This is a genomic window from Actinopolymorpha sp. B11F2, from assembly GCF_040195635.1.
In the GTDB taxonomy this organism is placed as follows: domain Bacteria; phylum Actinomycetota; class Actinomycetes; order Propionibacteriales; family Actinopolymorphaceae; genus Thermasporomyces.
The window spans coordinates 172381-190592 of the sequence record NZ_JBEFTX010000007.1 but is presented as its reverse complement, the minus strand read 5'-3'; the positions used below and the strand labels follow the sequence as shown (position 1 = coordinate 190592).

The 18212-nt window shown below is 69.9% G+C and carries 14 protein-coding genes; 9 read left to right on the top strand and 5 right to left on the bottom strand.

Features of this window, described 5'->3' with window-relative positions; genetic code table 11:
• From ABN034_RS15275 to ABN034_RS15265, 3 genes are all read right to left on the bottom strand, one after another.
• Positions 1 to 1053, bottom strand: coding sequence for a 2-hydroxyacid dehydrogenase (locus ABN034_RS15275; protein ID WP_349691668.1), 1053 nt, complete (start codon positions 1051 to 1053; stop codon positions 1 to 3).
• Between the two features lie 64 nt (positions 1054 to 1117).
• A complete protein-coding gene (locus ABN034_RS15270; RefSeq protein WP_349691667.1) occupies positions 1118 to 2086 on the bottom strand; it encodes a 1-phosphofructokinase family hexose kinase in 969 nt (322 codons plus the stop codon).
• Entirely contained in the window at positions 2083 to 2844 is a 762-nt protein-coding gene (locus ABN034_RS15265) for a DeoR/GlpR family DNA-binding transcription regulator (protein WP_349328626.1), read from the bottom strand. Before ABN034_RS15265 ends, ABN034_RS15270 begins: the two co-directional genes overlap by 4 nt.
• Before the next feature lie 196 nt (positions 2845 to 3040).
• On the opposite strand from ABN034_RS15265, the gene ABN034_RS15260 reads away from it, so the two are divergent.
• From ABN034_RS15260 to ABN034_RS15240, 5 genes are all read left to right on the top strand, one after another.
• Positions 3041 to 4516, top strand: a complete 1476-nt coding sequence (locus tag ABN034_RS15260) for an extracellular solute-binding protein (protein WP_349691666.1) — start codon at positions 3041 to 3043, stop codon at positions 4514 to 4516.
• Between the two features lie 108 nt (positions 4517 to 4624).
• On the top strand, positions 4625 to 5443 hold the full coding sequence (locus ABN034_RS15255; RefSeq protein ID WP_349691791.1) for a carbohydrate ABC transporter permease: 819 nt from the start codon (positions 4625 to 4627) through the stop codon (positions 5441 to 5443).
• Positions 5440 to 6381 carry a carbohydrate ABC transporter permease gene (locus ABN034_RS15250; RefSeq protein ID WP_349691665.1) on the top strand — a complete coding sequence of 314 codons (942 nt, stop codon included), beginning with the start codon at positions 5440 to 5442 and terminating at the stop codon, positions 6379 to 6381. Before ABN034_RS15255 ends, ABN034_RS15250 begins: the two co-directional genes overlap by 4 nt.
• A complete protein-coding gene (locus tag ABN034_RS15245; RefSeq protein ID WP_349691664.1) occupies positions 6374 to 7402 on the top strand; it encodes an NAD(P)-dependent alcohol dehydrogenase in 1029 nt (342 codons plus the stop codon). Before ABN034_RS15250 ends, ABN034_RS15245 begins: the two co-directional genes overlap by 8 nt.
• Before the next feature lie 22 nt (positions 7403 to 7424).
• Positions 7425 to 8432 carry a zinc-dependent alcohol dehydrogenase family protein gene (locus ABN034_RS15240; protein ID WP_349691663.1) on the top strand — a complete coding sequence of 336 codons (1008 nt, stop codon included), beginning with the start codon at positions 7425 to 7427 and terminating at the stop codon, positions 8430 to 8432.
• Between the two features lie 21 nt (positions 8433 to 8453).
• Here ABN034_RS15240 and ABN034_RS15235 read toward each other — a convergent pair whose 3' ends face one another.
• The gene (locus ABN034_RS15235; protein ID WP_349691662.1) at positions 8454 to 10136 is read right to left on the bottom strand and encodes a BCCT family transporter; all 1683 of its coding nucleotides are present in this window, start codon (positions 10134 to 10136) and stop codon (positions 8454 to 8456) included.
• 129 nt (positions 10137 to 10265) lie between these two features.
• Entirely contained in the window at positions 10266 to 12761 is a 2496-nt protein-coding gene (locus ABN034_RS15230; RefSeq protein WP_349691661.1) for a glycoside hydrolase family 2 protein, read from the bottom strand.
• 134 nt (positions 12762 to 12895) lie between these two features.
• Here ABN034_RS15230 and ABN034_RS15225 point away from each other — a divergent pair, with 134 nt between their 5' ends.
• The 4 genes from ABN034_RS15225 (at position 12896) to ABN034_RS15210 (ending at position 18200) form a co-directional block, all read left to right on the top strand.
• A complete protein-coding gene (locus ABN034_RS15225; protein WP_349691660.1) occupies positions 12896 to 13288 on the top strand; it encodes a GntR family transcriptional regulator in 393 nt (130 codons plus the stop codon).
• A gap of 17 nt (positions 13289 to 13305) precedes the next feature.
• Positions 13306 to 14148: a serine hydrolase gene (locus ABN034_RS15220; protein WP_349691659.1), complete on the top strand. Its 843-nt coding sequence runs from the start codon at positions 13306 to 13308 to the stop codon at positions 14146 to 14148.
• 152 nt (positions 14149 to 14300) lie between these two features.
• Positions 14301 to 17144 carry a protein kinase/lanthionine synthetase C family protein gene (locus ABN034_RS15215; RefSeq protein WP_349691658.1) on the top strand — a complete coding sequence of 948 codons (2844 nt, stop codon included), beginning with the start codon at positions 14301 to 14303 and terminating at the stop codon, positions 17142 to 17144.
• 117 nt (positions 17145 to 17261) lie between these two features.
• A complete protein-coding gene (locus ABN034_RS15210) occupies positions 17262 to 18200 on the top strand; it encodes a C40 family peptidase (protein WP_349691657.1) in 939 nt (312 codons plus the stop codon).
• The last annotated feature ends 12 nt before the right edge of the window (positions 18201 to 18212 follow it).

The following is an 18212-nucleotide window of genomic DNA, read 5'->3' as shown; positions in this document are numbered from 1 at the left end:
TCACACCCTCCACCCGAGCCTGGCGGCGTTCACCGCCGTGGTGATCCGCCCGGTGCGGTCCAGCTCGGCGACCGCTTCCGCCACGAGGTGGGCGGACCGTGTGATCGTGGTGGTCGTGTCGCCGCCGAAGTGCGTGGTGATCGTCACGTTGTCGAGGCGTCGCCACGGGCTGTCGGCCGGCAGCGGTTCGGTGTCGAAGACGTCCAGGGCCGCGCCGGCGATCCGATTCTCCTTGCAGGCGAGGAGAAGAGCGGCGTAGTCGACGAGCCGGCTGCGCGAGGTGTTGACGAAGTAGGCCGTGGGCTTCATCAACGCGAAGTGCTCGGCGGTGATGAACCGCTCGGTCTGCGAGGTGAGCCGGGCCAGGACGTGGACGAAGTCGGACTCGCGGAACACCGTGTCAAGGCCGGCTTGACTCGCGTCATGGGCGCGGAGGACGCCGTCGTCGACGAACGGGTCGTGGACCAGCAGGCGTACGTCGAAGCCACGAAGCTTCCGGGCGAGCTCGCGCCCGACGTGGCCGAAGCCCACCATTCCGACGGTGCTGCCGCCGAGCTCGCTGCCGGGACCACCGAAGTCCTTGCGCCAGCCCCCGGATTTCACCGACGCGTCAGCACGGGCGATGTCACGTGCTTCGCTCAGCATCAGGCCGATCGCGAGTTCGGCGACGGCGGAGGCGTTGCGGCCATGGACGGGAACGACCGCGATTCCCCGAGCCGTCGCCGCATCGATGTCGACGTTCTCCAGCCCTGTGCGGGCGACGACGACAGCTCGCAGGTTCTGGCCGGCGTCCAGCACCGACGCCGGAACGGGCGCGAAGTGCAGGGCGAGCACCTGCGCGTCGCCCACGGCATCGCGCACCTCCGCCGGCGCCGGAACCGCGTCCGGTCCCTTGTGTTCCATCTGCTGCTGCGCTGCGTGCTGGTCGGCCTTGCTGCCGGCCCAGACGACGGTACGAACGCCCGAGGAGTCGATGCCGACGTCGCTCAGGGCATCGACGTAGCGCTCGGCCGGGATGAAGTGGTCACCGACCACCAGGACCCGCGTGGTCACGAGACCTCCTTCGTCGGTCCCATGACGGGGGTGCGGTGCCTGATCATGACCTCAGGTCGTTCGGTCATGACAGCCTCCGGTCTGGATCGGGGGCGGTGTGCATGCGTACGCTCCTCCGGTCGGCGTCACCCACCCGCCGCCCGAGGCTGCCCTCGGACCGGACGGCGACCGAACCCCACGCCACTGCCTCGCGAAGTGCACCCGCTCGGCCAGCGCTGTCCCTCCTGTCAACCCGGGCTTGCGCCGCGGTACTGAGGTACCCAGCCAGGAAGTTGTCACCCGCACCCACCGAGCTTCGGACGGTCCCCACCGCCAGCTCGGCATGCAGGACAGGCCCGTCACCGTCGACCAGGACGCCACCATCCGTTCCCAGGCTCACCAGCACGACTCCCCCGGCCCGTTCTCGTACCGTCTCCGCCGCCGCGATCACCTCGCCGAGCGTCCGCAACGGCGTACCGACCAGTTCGGCGAGTTCGTCGCGGTTGGGCTTCACCAGGTCGGGCCAGGCCTCGAGACCCCGACGTAGCGCCTCGCCGCTGGAGTCGAGCGCGAACCTAGCGCCTGCCTGCCGGACTCTGGTGACGAGCTCGGCGTAGAAATCGGCCGCCACACCGCCAGGCAGCGCTCCGGACCCGACCACCCAGTCGCCGCGTCCGACCACTCCGAGGACGCCGTCGGCGAGTGTCTCGGCGTCGGCCCACGTCAGTGTGGGACCGGGTTCGTTGATCTTCGTGACGATTCCGCCGGGACTCCGAACCGAGATGTTGACTCGCACCGGGCCGGTGATCGGCAAGGCGACGTATGGCACGTCCTCGTCGTCGAGCAGGCCGGCGAGCTGGCTACCCTCCGGACCGCCGAGCGGAAGTACGGCCGTCGACCGGATCCCGTTACGCAGGAGGGCCCTGGTGACGTTGACACCCTTGCCGCTCGGCTCCACCTGCCGGCTCGCGGACCGGTTGACCTCGCCCAGCCTGAGTGCCGAGACCTCGAGGGTGCGGTCGATCGCGGGGTTGGGCGTGACCGTGATGATCACGCGCGGACCACCTTCGGCCCGCACGACTCCAGCTCCGCCGCGGCGTCGTCGTCGACCTCGGTGCCGGTCACGATGACGTCGAGGTCCTCCACGCCGGCGAACTTGCAGAAGCTGTCCCGCGCCACCTTCGAGTGGTCGGCCAGCAGGATCCGGCGCTTGCCGGCCTGCACCATCGCCGACTTGACGGCCGCCTCGGTGGGCAACGGAGTCGTGAGCCCGCGGGCCACGCTGAGCCCGTTGGTGCCGAGGAACGCCACCTCGACGGAGATCTCGGCGAGCTGGCGGCGGGCCCAGTCGTCGACGGCGCTGTGCGTACGTCCGCGAACGAGACCGCCGAGGCACCAGACGGCGAGGTGGGACCGGTCGGCGAGGAGGGTCGCGATGGGCAGGGAGTTGGTGACGACGGTGAGTTCGCGGTCACGTGGGATCAGCCGCGCGAGTGCTTCGGGTGTCGAGCCGCTGTCGAAGAGCACCGCACCTTCCTCGGGCAGTTCCTCCAGTGCGGCCCGGGCGATGCGCAGCTTCTCCTCGGCGTACTGCTCCCGGCGGGTGGCGAGCTTGGGTTCGTAGTCCAGGCGTTCGACCGGGATCGCACCGCCGTGCACCCGCTTCAGCAGGCCGCGACGCACAAGCACGCTGAGGTCTCGCCGGACGGTCTCCTGGGTCACGTCCAGCGCTCCGGCCAGCCCGGCCACGTCGACCCGGCCGACCGCGCGTGCGCGGGACAGGATCTCGAGCTGCCGCTCTTCGGCGTACATGAGGTTGTGCCCGTTCGTCTGTGGCTCTGCCCGGTCGTGGCGTTTGCGTTGAGCATGACAGCGAAGTGAACTCAGACGCAAGCGGAACCTCACGGCAATCCAATGTCTGTTCCCACCCGAATCTGCCCGAATCTCTTGACTTCGGTTTGAGTGCAGGTCCAGGCTGGAACTCTCCCACACGGAGGGTGCCTCCCCCATGACTCACTCGACCGTGACCCCCTCGAACCAGACCGCCATGCGCCCGCTGACCCGCCGCAGCGTGCTTGCCGGCTCCGTCGGCGCGGGCGCGGCGCTGCTGCTCGGTGGCTGCGGCAGCCGGCGCGACGTGACCAGGCGTACGACCGACGATCCGTGGCGGCAGTTCGCCGGCACCACGCTCAACTTCATCTCCGAGAACACCGCACCGACCGCCGCGATCGCCGCGGACCTCACGCCGTTCACCGAGCTCACCGGCATCCGGGTCAACATCGTCACCCTCGAGCTCAGCGCGCTGGTGCAGAAGGTCGCCCTCGACCTCGCGTCCGGCCAGGCGCAGTACCAGATCGTCTACGCCGACCCCTACCAGGTGCTCGCACCGTATTCGAAGGGGCTCGTCGACCTGCGGGAGCTCGCCGACGACCCGTCCCTGCCCCGGCAGGAGGGCGGCTTCCGCGACTTCATCCCGACCCAGCTCGATGCCGCGGGCCGATTCGTCAACCAGGACAAGGTGTTCGCGCTCCCCTACGACTGCCCCACGATGATCTGGCAGTACCGCGCCGACCTGTTCGACAAGTACGGCGAACGTATGGCCGACGACCTCGGCTTCGACCCCACGCCGAGCAACGACAGCACCTGGGCGCAGTACGCCGCGACCGCCCGATGGTTCAACGACAACGCCGACGAGGTGCTCTTCGGCACCGGGCACCAGGCGAAGCAGCACGACTCGTTGATGTGCGACTTCTCCAACGTGTTGTGGGCGTACGGCGGTGACTACTTCGACGACGGCGACGCGGTGGGGCGGCTAGGCCGGGTCGATCCCGGACCGTGCCGGCTCGGCAGCGAGGAGGCGGTCGCGGCCGCGGGGTTCTACGCGGACCTGCTCGCGGTCGCCGACCCGGCGTCCCGCACGTGGGACTGGGACGGTGTGGGTGCGGCGTTCAGGGCCGGCCGGATCGCGATGTGCCCCAACTGGCACGAGTTCGCGGCGAGTAACGAGCAGGCCCTTCCCGGCAAGGTTGGCTATGCGCGTCTGCCCAAGGGCCCGGCACGCTCTGCCAACCACTACGGCGGCACGGGGATCGGCATCAGCGCCAACACCCTGCCCAACGAACGCAAGGCCGCCTGGCTGTTCCTGCTCTGGTCCACCGCACCGGACAGCCAGCTCGCCAACCTGAAGAGCACAGCGGGTGGCGGCACTCCGACCCGCACGTCGGTCTATGAGCTGCCGGAGGTGGTGCGAGCCGAACGCCGGCCGTCGGCCATGCCCAACATGCTGACCGCGCGTGCCGTCCAGCAGGCATGGAGACCTGCCAACATCGGCCTGCGGCCGAAGATCCCGATGTGGAACGAATGTGACACCGCCATCTACACGCAGCTGTCCCGCATGCTCGTCGGCGACACGACACCGGCCGAGGCGATGCGCGAGACGGCCAGCCGGTTCGACCGGATCGTCGCGCGAGGGTGGGTGGGCTAGATGAACGCGACTGTTGCCAAGACATCGCAGCCAGCGCCGACACGGCGGCGGGCTGCTGCACGACGCAGGCTCGCCTTCGAGGGTCGCATGATGGTTCCCGGCGTGATCATGCTGGCGGCCCTCTCGATCATCCCGTTCCTCGCCATCGTCTGGATGAGCTTCTCCCGCGTACGCCTGCTCGGCGGTGTCGCCGCGGACTGGGTGGGCTTCGCGAACTGGGGGCGCTTCTTCACCGACGCCGACCTGGCCTGGGCCTGGATCCGTACCGCCGTCTTCTTCGTCCTTACCGTCGGCCTGGAGATGGTCGGCGGCGTCGTCCTCGCGCTGTGCCTGTGGCGGGTGTTCCGCGGGCGCAACGTGCTGCTGAGCCTGCTCCTGCTGCCGATGTTCGTGGCGCCGGTCATCGTCGGGCTGCTCGGGCGCTTCCTCACCGACTCGACGTTCGGTCTGTACGCATGGATCCTGCGCCAGCTCGGCTACCAGGGCGACATTCTCGGCAGCACATTCTCGGCGTTCACCGCCGTCGTCCTCATGGACGTATGGGAATGGACGCCGCTCATCGCGCTCATCACGCTTGCCGGCCTGTCGTCGGTGCCGCTGGCCGTCCGCGAGGCGGCCGCGATCGACGGTGCCGGCGGGTGGAAGGAGTTGCGATACATCGTCCTGCCGTCGATCTCGAGCATCCTCCTCGTGGCACTGCTGATCCGGTCGATGGACGCGATCCGCTACTTCGACATCATCTGGGTGACCACGAACGGTGGCCCGGCCGACGCCACGAAGACTGTGCCGGTGCGGCTCTACGAGACCGCGTTCCGGTTCTTCGACCTCGGCTACGCCGCCTCGATCGGGTTGGCGATGCTCGTCGTCACGATCCTCATCGCCCGGGTCTTCGTCCGTCTCCTCGACCAGAAGGGACTCGCCCGATGAGCGCAGTGCCCTCGCCAACCCCCGGCGACCGTGCTGATTCAGGCGGCTCCGCCGCGCGGCGCCCGTCTACGCCCGTCCCCACCGCCAACGCGTCGATGAGCCCGCTGGAGCGCGGCACCAGGCGGACGCGCATCCTCGCCTGGGCACTGCTCGGGGTCGGCCTGGTCTGGACCCTCGTGCCGCTGGTCTGGATGCTGGCGTCGTCGTTCAAGTCCGACGCCGATGTCACGGCCGCGACGCCGCAGGTGTTCTTCGCGCCGACGCTCGACAACTATCGGGGCCTGTTCACCGGCGCGAACGATTTCACGCCGTATCTCTGGCACAGCATCCTCGCGGCAGGTCTCTCCGCGGTGCTGGCCGTCGCACTGGGCGCGCTCGCCGGCTACGGCCTCGCGCGGACGGCGATGCGCGGCAAGAAGCACATGTCGTTCTGGATCATCTCGACCAGGATGGCCCCGATCGCCGCCGTGGTGCTGCCGCTGTTCCTGATCTTCCGGCAACTGGGGCTGATCGACTCGATCCCGGGCCTGGTGCTGGCGTATCTCACGTTCGACCTGCCGTTCGCGATCTGGTTGATGAGCGCGTTCTTCGCCGACATCCCGCCGTCGCTGGAGGAGTCGGCACTCGTGGCGGGATGCTCGCGCTGGCAGGCGTTCTGGCAGGTCGTGCTGCCGCTCACCAAGGCGGGTCTGGTCACGACGTTCGTGCTGTGCCTGGTCTTCGCGTGGAACGACTACGCGTTCGCGTTGGTCTTCTCCGGGCCCAGCTCCCAGACGCTGCCGATCGCCGCGAGCCAGCTGGTGACCCAGACCGGCATCGACTGGGGACAGTTGTGCGCGATCGGTACCTTCGTGGTGGTCCCGATGATGCTCGCGGGGCTCGCCGTACGCCGGTGGCTCGTCACCGGCCTGACCCTCGGAGCAGTGACAGGTGAGTAAACCGGACACGATGCGGGCTGCCGTCCTGCGGGACGTGAAGGATCTCGTGCTCGAGGAGCGGCCGGTGCCGGAGCCGGGACCGCGGGAGGTGCTCATCCAGGTCACGTCCGTCGGCACCTGCGGGTCCGACATCCACTACTACGAGCACGGCCGGATCGGGGACTTCGTCGTCCGTTCTCCCCTGGTGCTCGGGCATGAGGCGGGCGGCGTGGTGGTCGCCCGCGGGTCCGAGGCGCGGCGGCACGAGATCGGGCAGCGGGTGTCGATGGAGCCGGGCGTGCCCTGCTTCACCTGCGCGCAGTGCCGCGCCGGGCGCTACAACCTGTGCCCGGACATGCGGTTCTTCGCGACGCCGCCGATCGACGGCGCCTTCTGCGAGTACGTCGTGCTGCACGAGGAGTTCGCCTACGGCGTCCCCGACTCGCTCTCCGACGACGCCGCGGCCCTGCTCGAACCCCTGTCGGTCGGTGTCTGGAGCGCCCGCAAGGCCCGGATCGCCCCCGGTACCAGGGTGCTGATCACCGGCGCCGGACCGATCGGGCTGGTCGCGTTGCAGGCCGCGCGGGTGTTCGGTGCCAGCGAGGTGGTCATCACCGACGTACGCCCGCAACGGCTGGAGATGGCCCGCACCCTCGGCGGCACGCCGCTTGACGTGAGCACGACGTCGCTCGCCGAGGCAGGTGTGGAGGCGGAGGTGCTGATCGAGTGCTCGGGTTTCCCGCCGGCGATCGGTGAGGCGATCCGGCGGGTGGGCCGCGCCGGACGGGTGGTGCTGGTCGGCATGGGCGGTGACGAGATCCCGCTCCCGCTGGCGCACGTCCAGGGGTACGAGATCGAAGTGACGGGCACCTTCCGGTACGCCAACACCTGGCCGACCGCGCTGGCCCTCGCGACGTCCGGCGAAGTGGACCTCGACCGGCTGGCCACGCACCACTTCGGGCTCGCCGACACCGAGGCCGCGCTCACCGTCACCGCGAACGACCCGACCACCATCAAGCCCATGGTCCATCCTCAGCAGTGATGCCTCAGCAAGGGAGTTCAGCGTGAAGGCTGCCGTCATCAGCGAACCCGGCAAGGTCAGCGTCGAGTCAGTGCCCGACCCGTCGCCAGGTCCGCGGGACGTCGTCGTCGCTGTCGCCGGCTGCGGTATCTGTGGAACCGACCTGCACATCCTCGAAGGCGAGTTCGCACCCACGCTGCCGGTCGTGCCAGGGCACGAGTTCGCCGGCGAGGTCGTCGCGGTCGGCCACGACGTCACCGAGGTCGCGACGGGTGACCAGGTAGCTGTCAACCCGTCCTTGCACTGCGGCGAGTGCCACTACTGCCGCCGCGCCCGCGGCAACCTGTGCGAGAACTGGGCCGCGATCGGCGTGACGACAGCGGGCGGCGCCGCGGACTATGCCGTCGCACCGGTGAAGAACTGCTACCAGCTCCCCGAGGGGGTGGCGACCGCGGACGCCGCACTCATCGAACCGCTGTCGTGTGCCGTCCGCGGTTTCGACGTACTCCCCCGCGTTCTCGCCGACCACTACCTCATCTACGGCGCCGGCACGATGGGGCTGATGATGATGGAGCTGGCGAAGCGTGCGGGTGCCGGCAGCGTCAGCGTCGTCGACATCAACCCGGCCCGCCTCGAAACCGCGCGGGAGCTGGGCTGCACCGCCACCGCGACAAGCGCCGACGAGCTGGCTCCGAGCCATCCCCGCGGCTGGGAGGTCGTCATCGACTGCACCGGTGTGGTTGCGGCGATCAAGGACGGGTTGGTGCGTGTCGACCGTGGCGGGACGTTCCTGCAGTTCGGTGTCTCGTCCTACGACGCGCGGGTCGAGATCGAGCCGTACAAGATCTACAACCAGGAGATCACGATCACCGGGTCGATGGCGGTGCTGCACAGCTTCGAACGTGCGGGCGACCTGTTCGCGAGCGGAGTGCTGCGGCCAGACGTCATGATCAGCGACCGTCTCCCCCTCGCCGACTACGCCACCGCACTGGAGCAGTTCAAGGCCGGCGTGGGCCGCAAGATCCAGGTCGTTCCCACCGTGGAGCCGTGACCGCCGCTGGCCCGCGGGGCGCTACTCGTCCTCGGTGGTTGGACGGTGGTCGGCGTCATCCGCCGGCCGGGTTCCGGCCTCCCGCGCGACCTGGTGGCGGAGCCGCCGGCGGAACCGCCTGTCGGCCACGATCACCGGGTCGTCGCGCAGGTCACGGGCGAGGGCGACGCACAACCCGACCATGATCACGGCGAACGGTGCGCCCGCCAGGATCGTCAGTGTCTCCAGCCCGCTGAGAGCCTTCTCGCCTCCCAACAGCAACATCACGAAGGCGACCGCGCCGACCAGGACACCCCAGAACACCACCGCCCACCGCTGGGGCCGGTGGGTGCCGCGCTGGGAGAGCGTGCCGAGGACGAGGGAGGCGGCGTCGGCCCCGGAGACGAAGAAGATCGCCACCAGGATCACGACCAACGTGCTCGTCACGCCAGCCAGCGGGAACGTCCCCAGCAGCGCGAAGAGCTGGCCTTCCGGGTCCGCGACACCGGCAATGTCGCGACCGCCGCGTTGGGCGTCGATAGCCGCGCCGCCGAAGATCGCGAACCACGCCACGCTCACCAGACTGGGGACCGCGAGCACTCCGAGGACGAACTGGCGGATGCTCCGACCGCGGCTGATCCGCGCGATGAACGTCCCGACGAAGGGCGCCCACGAGATCCACCACGCCCAGTAGAAGATCGTCCATGTGGTCAACCATCGGGTCACGTCGTCTCCGCCGGCCGGTGTGCGGGCGGACATCGCCGCGAAGTCGCGGAAGTAGTCGCCGACGGCGGCGGGTACCAGGTTGAGGACGAAGGCGACCGGACCGACGACGAACACGAAGACGGCGAGCAGGATCGCCAGCACCATGTTGGTGTTGGACAGCCACTGGATTCCTTTGGCGACCCCGGAGACCGCCGACGCCACGAAGGCCACCGTCAGGACCGCGATCAGAGAGCCGAGGACGAGCGATCCCGCCGTGCCCAGCCAGCCCAGCTCGACCAGGCCGGCACCGATCTGGAGAGCGCCGAGGCCGAGCGAGGCGGCCGAGCCGAACAGCGTCGCGAAGATCGCCAGGATGTCGATCACCCGTCCCGCCGGCCCCGTCGCGCGGCGCTCGCCCAAGAGCGGCGCGAACGCCGCACTGATGAGTTGCGGCCGCCCTTTCCGGAACGTGCCGTAGGCCAGGGCGAGACCGACCACGGCGTAGATCGCCCACGGGTGCAGGGTCCAGTGGAACAGCGTGGTCGCCATCGCGGTCCCGGCGCCGGGACGGGCATCTGGTGGAGTCTCGACGAAGTGGGTCAGCGGCTCACTGACCCCGAAGAACATCAGGCCGATGCCCATGCCCGCACTGAACATCATGGCGACCCAGGAGATCGTCCGAAACTCCGGCTTCTCCCCGTCCTGGCCGAGGGGAATCCGCCCGTATCGGCTGACTGCGAGCCAGACGGAGAAGACCACAAACCCCGTCGCCGTCACGACGAAGAACCACGCGAGGTTGTCGACGAGCCAGGTCAGCGATGCGTTCGCGGCTCTTGCGAGTGAGCCGGTGCCCCGCACACCCCAGGCGACGACGGCGACCGACACCGCGGCGGAGATTCCGAACACGACCCAGTCGGTAATGGGCGGTGGGCTCGTGACTGTCGGTGGTGGGCCGTCACCCTCGGGCTGGTGAGTCCGTTCCGGCTCAGGCTCCGCGTTGCTCTCCTGCTGATCGGACACGGGATCGCGACCCCTTTCCAACCTCGGCGCGGCTGGCCTCATCGGAAGCCAGGTGCAGACTGTCGGAACTCACGTGCCCCGCCGGTCGGATTACAACCTTTCAGTGCATCTTCCGGACGTACGACGCATTCAGGGTGCCTGTGCGGCCGGAACCTGTCCGTCGCCCGCGCTGCGGAGAACGGGAGCACCGGCGACTTCCTCACGAGTCACCGGGCGGGTCAGACCTTCGATCAGGAACGTGTGCGTCTCCCCTGGCAGCAACGTGACCAGCATGTCGTCCACGCTGGCGCCCGGATCGAGCCGGTCGGCGAACAGGGCCAGGTCGCGTACGAAGCTCCGCGCCGCCACACGCACCTGCGTGCCGCTGGGGTTCGGGAACATTTCCACGTCGAGCTCCGGCTGCGGGTAGGCGAGGTCCTTGTCCTCGGCGAAGTACCAGGTCGTACGCCGGTCTCCGGCCGTGACGACCAGCACCTCACTCGCCGCGTCCACCGGTGTCGCGACGTCGGCAGGTATGCGGACCGCCGTCGTGTCTCGTGGACCGACCTCGAGCTTCGCCGTCCACTGCGCGTACACCTCGCCACCGAACGCGCGACGCTCGACGACGACCTCGGCGTTCCATGCCTCCGCTCCGTCGTTGATCCCGATGATGTCGAGTCCGCCGTCGCGGGGCTGGACGGTCACCAGGCGAGGGTCATAGACCTTCCGCAAGGCGTACCACAACGGCTTGCGCCGGGCGTCACCGTCGACCGCGGCCCACGACGTCACTGGCCAGCAGTCGTTGAGCTGCCAGATGACGGTTCCCATGCAGCGGCCCCGGTGCGAGCGGAAGTGCTCGATGCCGTACGTCAGCGCCCTGGCCTGGTTGAGCTGCGTGACCCAGTGCCAGTCGGCTACCGTCGTCGGCTCGTCGAAGTGTGGCGCCAGCCCGCGGGCGAGCTTGCCGTTACCGTCGGTCGCCTTCTGGTGGCTCAACACCCCTGGCGAGTCGGACGCGAGCGGCTCGTCGTGCACGGCCCTTGTCAGCGTCGCCCAGGTCGGCGGGCCCTGCCAGCCGAACTCCGCCAGGAACCTCGGCACGTAGTCGCGGTAGACCGCGTAGTCTTTCTGGTTCCAGGCGTCCCAGATGTGTCTGCAGCCGTGGTCGTCGGCGTTCGGATGGATGTCGAACGAGCCGGAATAGGGGCTGCCGGGCCAGTACGGCCGGGTCGGGTCGGTCTCGGCGACCACCCGGGCGAGCACGTCGAGGTAGTAGCCCTTGCCCCAGGTCCGGCCGTCGAGCCTCGCCTGCCAACCCCAGTCGAAGTAACCCCAGATGTTCTCGTTGTTGCCGTTCCACAGGACGAGACTGGGGTGCGGCATCAGCCGGGCGACGTTCTCGCGGGCTTCGGCCTCGACCTCTTCCGCGATCGGCGACTCCTCCGGGTAGGCCGCGCAGGCGAAGAGGAAGTCCTGCCAGACAAGGATGCCGAGCTCGTCGGCCGCGTCGTAGAACGCCTCCTGTTCGTAGATCCCGCCGCCCCAGACCCGCAGCAGGTCGATGTGGGCGTCCTTCGCCTGCTGCAGCCGCGCGCGGTAGCGCTCCGGACCGATTCGGCTGGGGAAGCAGTCGTCGGGGATCCAGTTGGCGCCGCGGGCGAAGATCGGCACCCCGTTGACGACGATGGTGAACGCCGAACCGGTCTCGTCCGGCGTGGTGTCAAGGCGTACGTGACGAAAGCCGATCCGGCGCGACCAGCTGTCCAACGCCGTACCGTCGCCCGCGGCCAGGCCGACGTCGAGGTCATAGAGCGGCTGGTCGCCGTGGCCGTGCGGCCACCAGAGGCGGGGATCGGGGACTTCGAGCGCGACTGTTGCCGACGTCTCCCCGGGCGCGACGTCAACCCGCCCCCGCACCCCGGCCACCTCAGCCGTCAGCGTCAACGATGCGTTGACATCGGCCCGGTCCACCTGAACGACCGCCCGCACCTTGCCGACGCCGCCCTCGACCGTCACCAGCGGGCGTACCTCGGCCAGTCGTGCCGTCTGCCAGGAGTGCAGCCGGATCGGCTTCCAGATTCCGGCGGTGACGAGGATGGGCCCCCAGTCCCAACCGAAGTTGCAGGCCATCTTGCGGATGAAGTTGAACGGCTCGGGGGTGGCGGAGTTGGGTCCGGGCAGGTCGCCGAGCTGGTCCCTGAGGTTCTCGGCGTACGCCTGGGCGGAGGTGAACGTCACCACCAACTCGTTCGCGCCCCGGCGGAGGTGCTGCCCGACCTCGAACCGGTAGGGCCGGTGCATGTTCTGCGTCGTGGCGACCGGCGACCCGTTGAGCTCGATCCTGGCCACAGTGTCGAGGCCGTCGCAGACCAGGTCCACCCGGTCGGTGCCGTCCGGCTGCCAGTCGAAGGTCGTTGCATAGCGCCAGTCGGTCCGACCGATCCAGCGCAACTCGTGCTCGTTCCGGTCGAGGTACGGATCAGGGATGAGGCCGGCCGCCAGCAGGTCCGTGTGCACACAACCGGGCACGCTGGCGGGAACCGTCGCCGACGCCGGGGCCGCCGGGATCTTCGGTTCACCCCCGGTGCCGTCGGAAGCGACCGCGTTGAGCACCCAGTCCTGGTGCAGATCCCGCCACTCACCCATGTACGCCTCCTGTCGCAATGCCAGCTTGCTCCTCTACCCTCTCCCACGACCGACGGCCGGCCGCCTGCGCGGTGACCCGCACGCCGATTTCCGCCAACCGAAACTTTCGCCGCATCCGATCTCATGGGGGTTGCATGGCAAGGATCGCTGTCGACAGCGCAAGCCGAACTCCGCCCTGGCGGCAGGTACGCGACCAGATCCTCGCGCAGATCGACGAGGGGCACCTGGCGGTAGGCACCCGGCTCCCGCCGATCCGCCAGCTCGCCGCCGACCTGGGAGTGGCGCCTGGCACGGTCGCACGTGCGTACAAGGAGCTCGAGGCCGAAGGGGTCCTGCACACCGCGCGCCGGCACGGCACGGTCGTCGCCGCGGCCCTACCGGGTCGGGACGATCCGCTCCGTACCGCCGCCGAGACCTACGCCGCGACCGCCCGCGCACTCGGCGTCGACGTGCGTACCGCCCTCGCCACTGTGCAGTGGGCGTTCGACCTCACCGCCGGGACACCTCCCGAGCGGCCGGCGCCGTGAGCCTGAATCCTTCGCGGGTGCCTCATCTCTGCGCCCTCGGCGCCGAACTCGCCGCGGTGCCGGGTACGGTTTCGGTCTGGTGCGGTCACCCTGGCGCGGGTCCGGCGTACTCCCTGAACGCCGATCACACCCACTACGCCGCCAGCACGATGAAGGTCGCGGTCATGATCGCGGCGTACCAGCTGGCGGAGACAGGTGAGCTCGACCTCGACGCGGAGGTGGCCGTTCACGACGAGTTCGTCTCAGCGGCAGGGCGCGGGGCGACGTACCGGTCGACCGCCGACTACGACAGCGACCCTGAGCCGTGGCGGTTCCTCGGCAGGACCGCGCCGCTGCGCTGGCTTGTCCGCCGGATGATCGTCAGGTCGAGCAACCTCGCCACCAACCTCGCACTCGAGCGTGTCGGCCCCGAGCCGGTCGCGGCGGCCTGGCGAGCCGCAGATGCACGGCACGCGGTGGTCACCCGTGGCATTCAGGACGAGCCGGCCCAACAGGCGGGCCTCGCCAATCTCGTCACCGCCAGCGACCTCGCCGGCCTGATGGGAGCGCTGGCCCTCGGTGCGGAGGCACGGACGCGTTGGGGACACGTGTCCCCTGCCGGATGCCGGGAGATGCTCGACGTGCTGCGCGCCCAGGAGATCACCGAAGACGTCGTACGCGGACTTCCTCCCGGCACGCCGGTCGCGCACAAGAACGGCTGGGTCGACGGGATCCGGCACAGCGTGGCCCTCGTCCATCCTCCCGACGCGCCGGCGTACCTCCTGGTGAGCTGCACGACCGCGCCGCTCTCCCACGACGATGGTTGTGCGCTGGCCGCACGCGTGGCGGCCGCGAGTTGGGCCGACAGGTTCAGCCTCTGACCCTGGAGGCCCGGCGGGGCTGGCGGGCCGGCGGGCCGGCGGGCCCGTGATCGAATCGAGTTGGGATTCTGCCTCGTTTCGGTTGCGGAGATCATGCACTCTTGGTAGTCGTATGACCACCTAAAGTGCAAGATCGAGAGGGCGTGGGGTCAGTGCCACCGGTCAGACTCCGCGGAGACAACCTGACGAACCTGGTCTCGGAGCTGATCGTTCGCGTCTCAGGACGCGTCTGGCAGATCCGGGCCGGTCACCCGTTGCACTCCGCGCTGCCTGCCGACCGGCCGAGCGACCACCTGTTCGACCGCCCAACCGACCACTCCAGTGACCTGGTCGGTCCGCAGGACGGTGGCGGGGCCGCGGGTGGGACGCTGTACGTGTCAGCGACGCCTGAGTCGGTGCGGACCGTCTTCACGCGGGCCATCACCATCCTCGCCCGCCGGCGGGTGCCCTTCTCGTTCGCGTCGACGGTCGAACGGGTGCGCTGGCTCGGACAACCCGACTGTCCCAAGGACGACTTCGGGCGATGTCTTGCCGTCCACCCCCGCGACGACGCGGAGTTCGCCGACCTTGCAGAAGACCTGCACCTCACGACCGCAGGGCTCGCGGGACCGCGGATTCCGGGGGCTCGGCCCGTCCGGCCACGCAGCCTGGTGGCCGTCTCGGTCACTGCCGATGGCACAGGCGCCCGCGGTGGTTCGGGCGAGTCCACCGATTCCCGCCACCACGGCATCGACGGCGGCATCGACGGCGGCATCGGCATCGGGCAACGCCTCGGCGCCCGGTACGTCGTGCACCGGACCCTTCGGTTCGATCCGACGGGTGGTGCGTACCTCGCGACGGACGAACGCCCGACAGCCGGCAGGTCCACCGTCGTGCTCACACATGCCCGCGCCCACGCCGACGTCGACGTCCACGGGCGCGACGCCCGCGCCCGACTCCTCCATGAGGCACGGCTCGCCGCTCGCGTCCACGGCAGCGTCCCGGTGTCGCTCCCCCTCGACCTCTTCGCGGTGGCGGGCGACCTGGTGAGTGTCCAGGAGCGCATGGCCGGCGTGCCCCTGCGTCAGTGGGTACGCCAGCACACAGGTGCCGGCGCGGGCCTGCCGGCCGAGCTGGCCCTCACCATGGCCCGCCGACTCCGCCTCCTCCTCGCCTCGGTGCACGAGGCCGGACTCGTACTGCGTGACCTCAATCCCGACCGGCTCCTTGTCAGCCCCGGCGGGGAGCCGATGCTCCGCGATCTCGCCGGAGCGACCGACCGGGGATCGGTGCTGTTGCACCGAGGAACACCGGGCTACACCGCGCCCGAGTCGGGTACCCGCCGTCTGCCCCTTCCCGCGGCACCGGCGGAGGATCTCTACAGTCTGGGCGGGCTGCTGTTCCACCTGGCAACCGGAAACGATCCGGTGCTTGCGGCCGACGCACCGGCGCAGCGACCGGTCCGCGAACGACTGGCCAACTGGCTGGCTCTCGTCTCGCGCTACAACGACGCGGCCAGGGTTCTGCGGCCGGCGATCATGGCCCTGCTGTGCCCGCAGCCGAGCGAACGCGGTGACCTGGCTCAGCTCGACCGACTCCTCGCCGACAGGTTGCCTGGTGGCGAGCGCGGGTCCAGAGACCGGGTCCTGCCTCGCGGTCAGGCACTGCCACCCGCCGAGGAGCTGCTCGCCGATGGGCTCGACCACCTGACCGCAGCGATGTGTCCCGACGAAGAGACACTGTGGCCGCCCGGTCCGCACGGCGCACGCACGGATTCGGCGAGCATCCAACACGGGGCGGCGGGCGTCCTCGCGGTCCTGCTGCGTGCGCACAGCCAGGACGCGACCGACGACATCGCTCCGCTCGCGGTCGAGGCGGCCGCCCGCAAGGCCGCGTCCTGGCTGTCCGCCCGGTGCACACCCGCCGACACCCAACCTCCTGGTCTCCTCCACGGCCCCGCGGGTGTCGCATGGGTTCTCACGGACGCTTCAGCGGTCCTCGGCGAACCTCACCTGCACGCGCAGGCCGAACACATCGCGCTCACCCTGCCGACGAGTTGGCCCGACCCGGGACTTGCCGACGGGCTGGCAGGCGCTGCGCTGCTCCAGCTCCGCCTCGCCCGTCTCACCGGCCAGCGGCGTTGGCGGCGGCCAGGTACCCATCCAGCCGGTCGAATGCGTCAGGACGGCGACAGCCGCTTCTGCGACCGCGCGGCCACTTATGCCGCGGCCCTCCGCGACACCGCCGTGCCGGGACCTGGTGGACCGACCTGGCCCGTCGGGCCAGGCACCCCACCCAACGCCAACGGCGCGCCGACCTCGCACACCCCGAGCGGACGCCTCGGACTCACTCACGGCATCGCGGGCATCGGCTATGCCCTGCTCGCCGTCGGTACTGCGCTCGGCGACTCCAGCTACGTCACATTGGCCGGTGAGGCCGGCTACACGCTCTGCCGCTCAGCGCGGATGGACGACGACGGTTCGGCATGGTGGTGCGAAGACCTCGATGGCACCACGTCGGATCGGCCACACCGGTGTGACGGTCCCGCGGGGATCGGAACCTTCCTGCTCAGGCTCGCCATGGTGACGGGCGAGCAGAGATTCGGTGAGTACGCGAGAGCCGCCGCCGGCGCCGTCCACCGGGCCCGCTGGACGTCACGGCCAGGAACCTGCCACGGCCTTGCCGGAGACGGGGAGTTCCTCCTCGATGCCGCGGACTTCCTCGCCGACGGCACCTACCGGGTCTGGGCCGAGGACATGGTCCCACTGCTCGCCGTACGACACTGCCGCCGCGAGGGAAGGGTCCTGCTCCCGGACGACTCGCTCCGGGACGTCTCCGCCGGCTACGGCGGCGGTCTGGCAGGGACGCTGGCGTTCCTCCTGCGGCTCCGGCACGGCGGATCGCGACTCTTCCTCGTCGACGAGCTACTGACGGAGGACACCGCTCCCCCACCCGACCTCAACCGTTGTGGATGGCCCGGCTACCTCGGCGGCGTGCCCACCATCTATCCCACCTGATCTCCCTCGTCAGCTGTTGACCGGCCCGGGCCCCGCTCACCTGGTCGCGACGGTGCGGAATCGCGAAGCCGAGGCTGGGAACCACGCCAGCGGCGGTGTCTCCGGTACCGTGACGCCATGTCAGCGCCTGACCTCTCCGTCGCGACAAGCACAGCGATCTGCGTTCCGGCCACCACCCTGTGGATCGACCCGGGCGCGGTACGAGAGATCGACGCGCACATCGTCGCCCCTCTGGCCGACCCTCGACGGTGGGCCGAGAGCCTCGACGTGCCCGCCCGGCGTGACCTGCACGACCGGGTCCTCACCCAACTCCTGCTCGGCGAGCCGGTCGAGGTCATCGAGGAGCGAGGCGACTGGCTGAAGGTCGTCGCGCTCTGGCAACCCTCTGGCCTGGACCCGCGGGGTTACCCCGGCTGGGTTCCACGCGCCCACGTCGCGGCCGCGGCTGCGCCGTCGGACCGCGAGGCGGTCGTGGCGGTCGAGGCCGCGCCGGTGCGTGACGCACCCGAAGGCACGGCCACCCTCACCGAGGCTTCGTACGCCACCATCCTCGCGGTGACCGAAGAGGCCAGCGCCGGCGTCCGGGTCCGCCTCCCTGGGAACCGAGAGGGCTGGCTGGACACCTCGGCCTGCGTCGTACGTCCGTCCGGTGCGGGTCGATCGGTCGCCGGCCAGGGCGCGCCGGCCCCAGGACAGGCCGTCCTCACCGCGGCGCGCCGATTCATCGGGCTCGACTACCTCTGGGGTGGCACGTCCGCATTCGGGCTGGATTGTTCGGGGCTGGTCCACCTCACGTTCCGCGCCCTCGGGTTGATCGTTCCCCGCGACGCCCACGACCAGGCCGCTGCCGCCAAGCGAGTCCCGGCGGAGCGGGCGGTCGCTGGCGATCTCTACTTCTTCGTACGACCTGACAAGCCGGTCCACCATGTCGGGTTCGCCATCGGTGAGGACCGGGTCATGCTGCACGCGCCTGCCACCGGCCAGCAGGTGGTCGAGGAGCCGCTCACAGCAGACCGTCGCCGCACGCTGGTCTGCGATGCCGGCCGGGTCATCTAGGGCACGCCCCTG